The 4,510-nt window shown below is 76.1% G+C and carries 5 protein-coding genes; 2 read left to right on the forward strand and 3 right to left on the reverse strand.

Annotated elements, in window-relative coordinates:
• Positions 1 to 142: 142 nt before the first annotated feature.
• Both ABZ885_RS35950 and ABZ885_RS35955 read right to left on the reverse strand, forming a co-directional pair.
• Complete coding sequence (locus ABZ885_RS35950) at positions 143 to 1,027, reverse strand: NAD(P)H-binding protein (protein WP_360198453.1); 885 nt, start codon at positions 1,025 to 1,027, stop codon at positions 143 to 145.
• Positions 1,024 to 1,452, reverse strand: coding sequence for a nuclear transport factor 2 family protein (locus tag ABZ885_RS35955; RefSeq protein WP_360198456.1), 429 nt, complete (start codon positions 1,450 to 1,452; stop codon positions 1,024 to 1,026). The genes ABZ885_RS35950 and ABZ885_RS35955 overlap by 4 nt, the downstream gene beginning before the upstream one ends.
• Before the next feature lie 89 nt (positions 1,453 to 1,541).
• Between ABZ885_RS35955 and ABZ885_RS35960 the strand changes: the two genes are divergently transcribed.
• Positions 1,542 to 2,144, forward strand: coding sequence for a TetR/AcrR family transcriptional regulator (locus ABZ885_RS35960; protein ID WP_360198459.1), 603 nt, complete (start codon positions 1,542 to 1,544; stop codon positions 2,142 to 2,144).
• 48 nt (positions 2,145 to 2,192) lie between these two features.
• Here the strand turns inward: ABZ885_RS35960 and ABZ885_RS35965 are convergent, their stop codons facing one another.
• A complete protein-coding gene (locus ABZ885_RS35965; RefSeq protein WP_360198462.1) occupies positions 2,193 to 3,032 on the reverse strand; it encodes an oxidoreductase in 840 nt (279 codons plus the stop codon).
• A gap of 187 nt (positions 3,033 to 3,219) precedes the next feature.
• Between ABZ885_RS35965 and ABZ885_RS35970 the strand changes: the two genes are divergently transcribed.
• A partial coding sequence (locus tag ABZ885_RS35970) for an ATP-binding protein (protein ID WP_360198464.1) occupies positions 3,220 to 4,510 on the forward strand: 1,291 nt, incomplete at its 3' end.

Below are 4,510 nucleotides of genomic sequence, written 5' to 3' on the forward strand. Positions count from 1 at the left end.
TCCACCGGCGCCGCTCAGGACTACGTCATCGGCGAACCGTGGGGCGAGCAGCGCACCATCAGCTCGGGTTCCTGGTTTCCGGCCGGCCGCTCCCCCTCCACGGCCCGCCGGGGGAGCGGCCGGTTCGCACGCCGACGGTGGGTCAGCCGCGGCGGGCCAGTTCCCGTTCGGCGACGGCCCGGAAGCCGCGCGGCGGGCGGCCGGTGATCCGCAGGACGGTGTCGGTGGTCCGGTCCTCGGCCCCGTCGGCGATCGCCCGGTCCAGGTCGGCCAGCAGCGTGGCGAACTCGACGGGCATGGTGGCGGCCAGCCGGTCGCGCAGCTCTTCACGGGTCAGTCCGCGGTGGACCACCGGGCGGCCGGTGACCTCGGTGAGGACGGCGGCGACGTCGTCGTGGCTGAGCGCCTCCGGCCCGGTCAGCACCAGGTCGGTGTCGGGCACGTGGTCGTCGGTCAGCACCCGTACCGCGACGGCGGCGATGTCGTCGGCGTCGACGAAGCCGACCCGGCCGGCGCCGGTGGCGGTCAGGATGGTGCCGTGGGCGCGGATGCCCTCGGCGTGGGGGTGCGCCCCGGTGAAGTTCTGCATGAACCAGGACGGCCGCAGGACGGCCCACTGCGCGAAGCGGCCGCGCAGGGCCCGGTGGACCTCGCCCACCGCGGGGCCCCCTTCGGCGACGGCCGAGGAACTGAGGAGGACCGCGCGCTGCACGCCGGCGGCGCGGGCCCGGTCGAGGAAGGGCAGCATGACCGCGGCCGGGTCCGGGTCGCCGACCGGCGGGACGAGGTAGACGCGCTCGGCGCCGTCGAGCGCGTCGGTGAAGGTGGCGGGGTCGTACCAGTCGAAGCGGACCGGTTCCGTGCCGGGGAGCGGGGTGGCACGGCGCCCGGCGGCCCGGACGCGGTGGCCGGCGGCGACCAGGCCGGCGGCGGTCCGGCTGCCGGTGGTGCCGGTGGCGCCGATGACGAGGGTGGTGCCGGTGCCGAGGGTGCCGCCCGTGTCGAGGGTGGTGCCGGTGGCGGTCATCGGGCCCCGCCTCCGGCGAACTCCAGGCCGGGCTCCAGGACCGCGAGCGGGTTCCAGTAGTCGCGGTAGGAGGTGAAGCGGCCGTCCCGGACGGTCACGACGGCGATGTAGGTCATGTCGAAGGGGCGGCCGGTCGCGACCACCCGGCCCACCCCGCGCATCTCGACCACGATCGTCCCGGGGTCGGTGCTCTGGTGGATCCGCAGGTCGGGGAAGTCGTGCAGGTCGATGTGGTCGGGGTAGTCGCGCATGTAGCCGGCGACGGCGCCCCGGCCCTCCAGCCGCCGGGGGCGGCCCGGCGGCGCGAAGGGGAACTCCATGACGCCGTCCTCGGCCCAGAGGCCGACCCAGGCGGGGATGTCCTTGTCGAGGAGCAGGCGCAGGCTGTGGCGGTAGAGCTCCGCCGGCGGGGTGTGATCGGGCATGGGGGTCCTCCGTCCCGTACGATACGGACCGCTGGTCCGCTTCTCGAAAGATACGGACCGGCGGTCCACATCGCAACCGGAGGTACCCCGTGACCGAGCGCAAACCCCGTAAGGACGCGACCCGCAACCGGGAAGCCGTCTTCGCGGCCGCCGACGCCCTCTTCGCCGGGTGCGGCAGCCCGGAGGACGTCACCATGGCCGACATCGCGGCGGCCGCCGGAGTGGGCAAGGGGACGCTCTTCCGGGCCTACGGCGACCGCACCGGCCTGATCCGCGCGCTCTACGGGGCCCGGCTCGAACCGGTCAGGACCGCCGTCGAGAGCGGCCCGCCGCCCCTGGGGCCCGACACCCCGCCGCCGGTGCGCGTGCCCGCCCTGCTCGACGCCCTGCTCTGCCTCAAGCTCGACAACCGCCACCTGGCCGTCGCCCTGGAGGCGGCCGGCGCGGACAGCCCCTACCGCACCGAGCACTACGCACACTGGCACGCCCTGCTCCGCGACCTGCTGGAGCGGATCCCGGCATGGGCCGGCACCGGCTCCGCCGACTTCGCCGCGCACGCCCTGCTGGCCGCCACCCGGGCCGACCTCGTCGCCCACCTGGCCGGTGACGGGGGCGTGCCCCGCGAGGAACTCCGCGCCCGGCTGGCGGACTTCACCGCCTCAGTCCTCGGCACCGCCCGTCCGGCCGGCTGACGGCCGTTCCGTTCCGGGCCGCGGAGGACCGTGCGGGCGGCCGCACGCCTACCGCTCCGCCGGGAAGTCGGCGGCGGCGCTCGCCCCGGCCCACCGCCGCGTCTCCGCGGCGCGCGCCTCACCGGCGGCCAGGGCCGCGGTCACGGCCTGCGCGCCGAGCAGCAGCCGGCGGGGCGGGTCGTCGTGGCCGACGACTTCGATGATCACCCGGGCCGCGCGGGCCGGGTCGCCGGGCTGCGCGCCGTCGTTCTCCCGCCGGTACCGGTTCATGGCGCCGACGGTCTCCTCGTAGTCGGGCCGTACCGCGTGCAGCTCCATGGACGAGCCCTGCCAGTCCGTCCGGAAGGCGCCGGGCTCGACGATGACGACCTTCACCCCGAACGGGGCGACCTCGCCGGCCAGCACCTCGGAGAAGCCCTCGACGGCGAACTTCGCGCTCTGGTAGGCACCCATCCCCGGAGTGCCGCCGACCCGGCCACCCAGGGACGAGAACTGCACGAACACCCCCGACCGCTGCGCGCGCAGCACCGGCAGCGCCGCCCGGGTGACGTTGACGACCCCGAAGAAGTTCGTCTCGAACTGCTCGCGGAAATCCTCGTCCGTCATGTCCTCGATCGGCCCGCTGTTGGCGTACCCGGCGTTGTTCACCACCACGTCCAGCCGCCCGAACGCCGTGACCGCGCCGTCCACCGCGGCCCGGGCCGCGTCCGCGTCGGTCACGTCCAGGGCCGCGGTACGGACCCGCGCCGCATGGCGGGAGACCAGGTCCGCCAGGTGCTCCGGCCGCCGGGCCGTCGCCAGGACGTGGTCCCCGCGCTCCAGGACCGCTTCGGCCAGGTGCCGGCCGAAGCCGCGGGACGCGCCGGTGATCAACCAGGTGCGAGTCATGTCCAAGACCCCTTCGCTCTGTCGTGAGACCCACCGGTCATCACTCTCGCCTGCGGTGCCTCCGCTGCGCCTCAGTCATATGGCGCTGAGTCGGCCATGGCGGTCAGAGGCGGTCAGGCGCGACCCGGGGACGGCCGGGGGCGCGGAAGTCCGTGCAGCTCGGCCGGCCCCGCTGTTCGTAGGATGGGTGAAGCTCCTCCGGGAGGAACTCGTGCCGGAGGGGACATTGCCGCAACACGCGAACCGCCGGCTGCTCGGGCGGAACCGGGAGTCGGCGGCACTGGACCGCCTGCTGCGCGAGGTGCGCGACGGACGCAGCCGGGTGCTGGTCCTGCGCGGCGAGGCCGGCGTCGGCAAGTCGGCGCTGCTCGACCACCTCGCCGAGCAGGCGGCGCCGCTGCAGACCGTACGCGCCGCCGGCGTCGAGGCCGAGTCCGACTTCGCCTATTCCGCCCTGCAGCGCCTGTGCGCCCCCCTGCTGTCGCACCTCGACCGACTGCCGCCGGTGCAGCAGGACGCGCTGCGGGTCGCGTTCGGCCTGAGCGCGGGGAATCCGCCCGAGATGCTGCTGGTCGGGATCGCGGTGCTCAGCCTGTTCGCCGAGGCCGCGACCGGGTCCCCGCTGGTGTGCCTGGTCGACGACGCGCAGTGGCTGGACCTGATGTCCCAGCGGATCCTGGCGTTCGTCGGGCGCCGGCTGGACGCCGAGTCGGTGGCGCTGGTGTTCGCCGAGCGGACCACCGGCGAGAAGGAGGAGGACGGCTTCTCCGGCCTGCCGGACCTCCCCCTGCTCGGGCTGGCCGACGCCGACGCCCGGGCGCTGCTCGACGGCGTGCTGCCGGGGCCCGTCGATGCCCGGGTGCGGGACCGGATCGTCGCCGAGACCGGGGGGAACCCGCTCGCCCTGCTGGAGCTGCCCCGGGGCCTGTCACCGGCGGAGCTGGCGTTCGGCTTCGGAGGGCCGGGCGCCGGCCCGGTGGCGACCCGGGTGGAGGACGGCTTCCGCCGGCGCGTCGACGCACTGCCGGCCGACACCCGCGCCCTGTTGCTGGTCGCGGCGGTCGAACCGGTCGGCGACGGGCCGCTCCTGTGGCATGCGCTGCGCCTGCTGGGCATCGGGCTGGAGGCCGCGGCACCGGCCGAGGCCGCGGACCTGATCACCCTCGGCGTCCCGGTGCGGTTCCGGCACCCGCTGGTGCGCTCGGCCGTCTGGCGGGGCGCGGACGCCGCCGCCCTGCGGGCCGCGCACCACGCCCTGGCCGAGGCGACCGACGCCGGGCGCGACCCCGACCGCCGGGCCTGGCACCTGGCCCACGCCGCGGTCGGCCCGGACGAGCAGGTCGCCGCCGCGCTGGAGCGCTCCGCCGACCGGGCCCTGGCGCGCGGCGGCCGGGCGGCCGCCGCCTCCTTCCTGGAACGCGCCGCCGCGCTCACCCCCGACCCGAAGGAGCGGGCGCGGCGCGCCCTGGCGGCTGCGG

Origin of the sequence: Kitasatospora sp. NPDC047058 (genome assembly GCF_040643935.1) — a bacterium.
In the GTDB taxonomy this organism is placed as follows: domain Bacteria; phylum Actinomycetota; class Actinomycetes; order Streptomycetales; family Streptomycetaceae; genus Kitasatospora.

Bases quoted from the DNA above. Each gene is read 5' to 3' on its own strand.
- ABZ885_RS35965 (WP_360198462.1), bottom strand. From the start codon at position 3,032: ATGACTCGCACCTGGTTGATCACCGGCGCGTCCCGCGGCTTCGGCCGG.
- ABZ885_RS35950 (WP_360198453.1), bottom strand. From the start codon at position 1,027: ATGACCGCCACCGGCACCACCCTCGACACGGGCGGCACCCTCGGCACC.
- ABZ885_RS35955 (WP_360198456.1), bottom strand. From the start codon at position 1,452: ATGCCCGATCACACCCCGCCGGCGGAGCTCTACCGCCACAGCCTGCGC.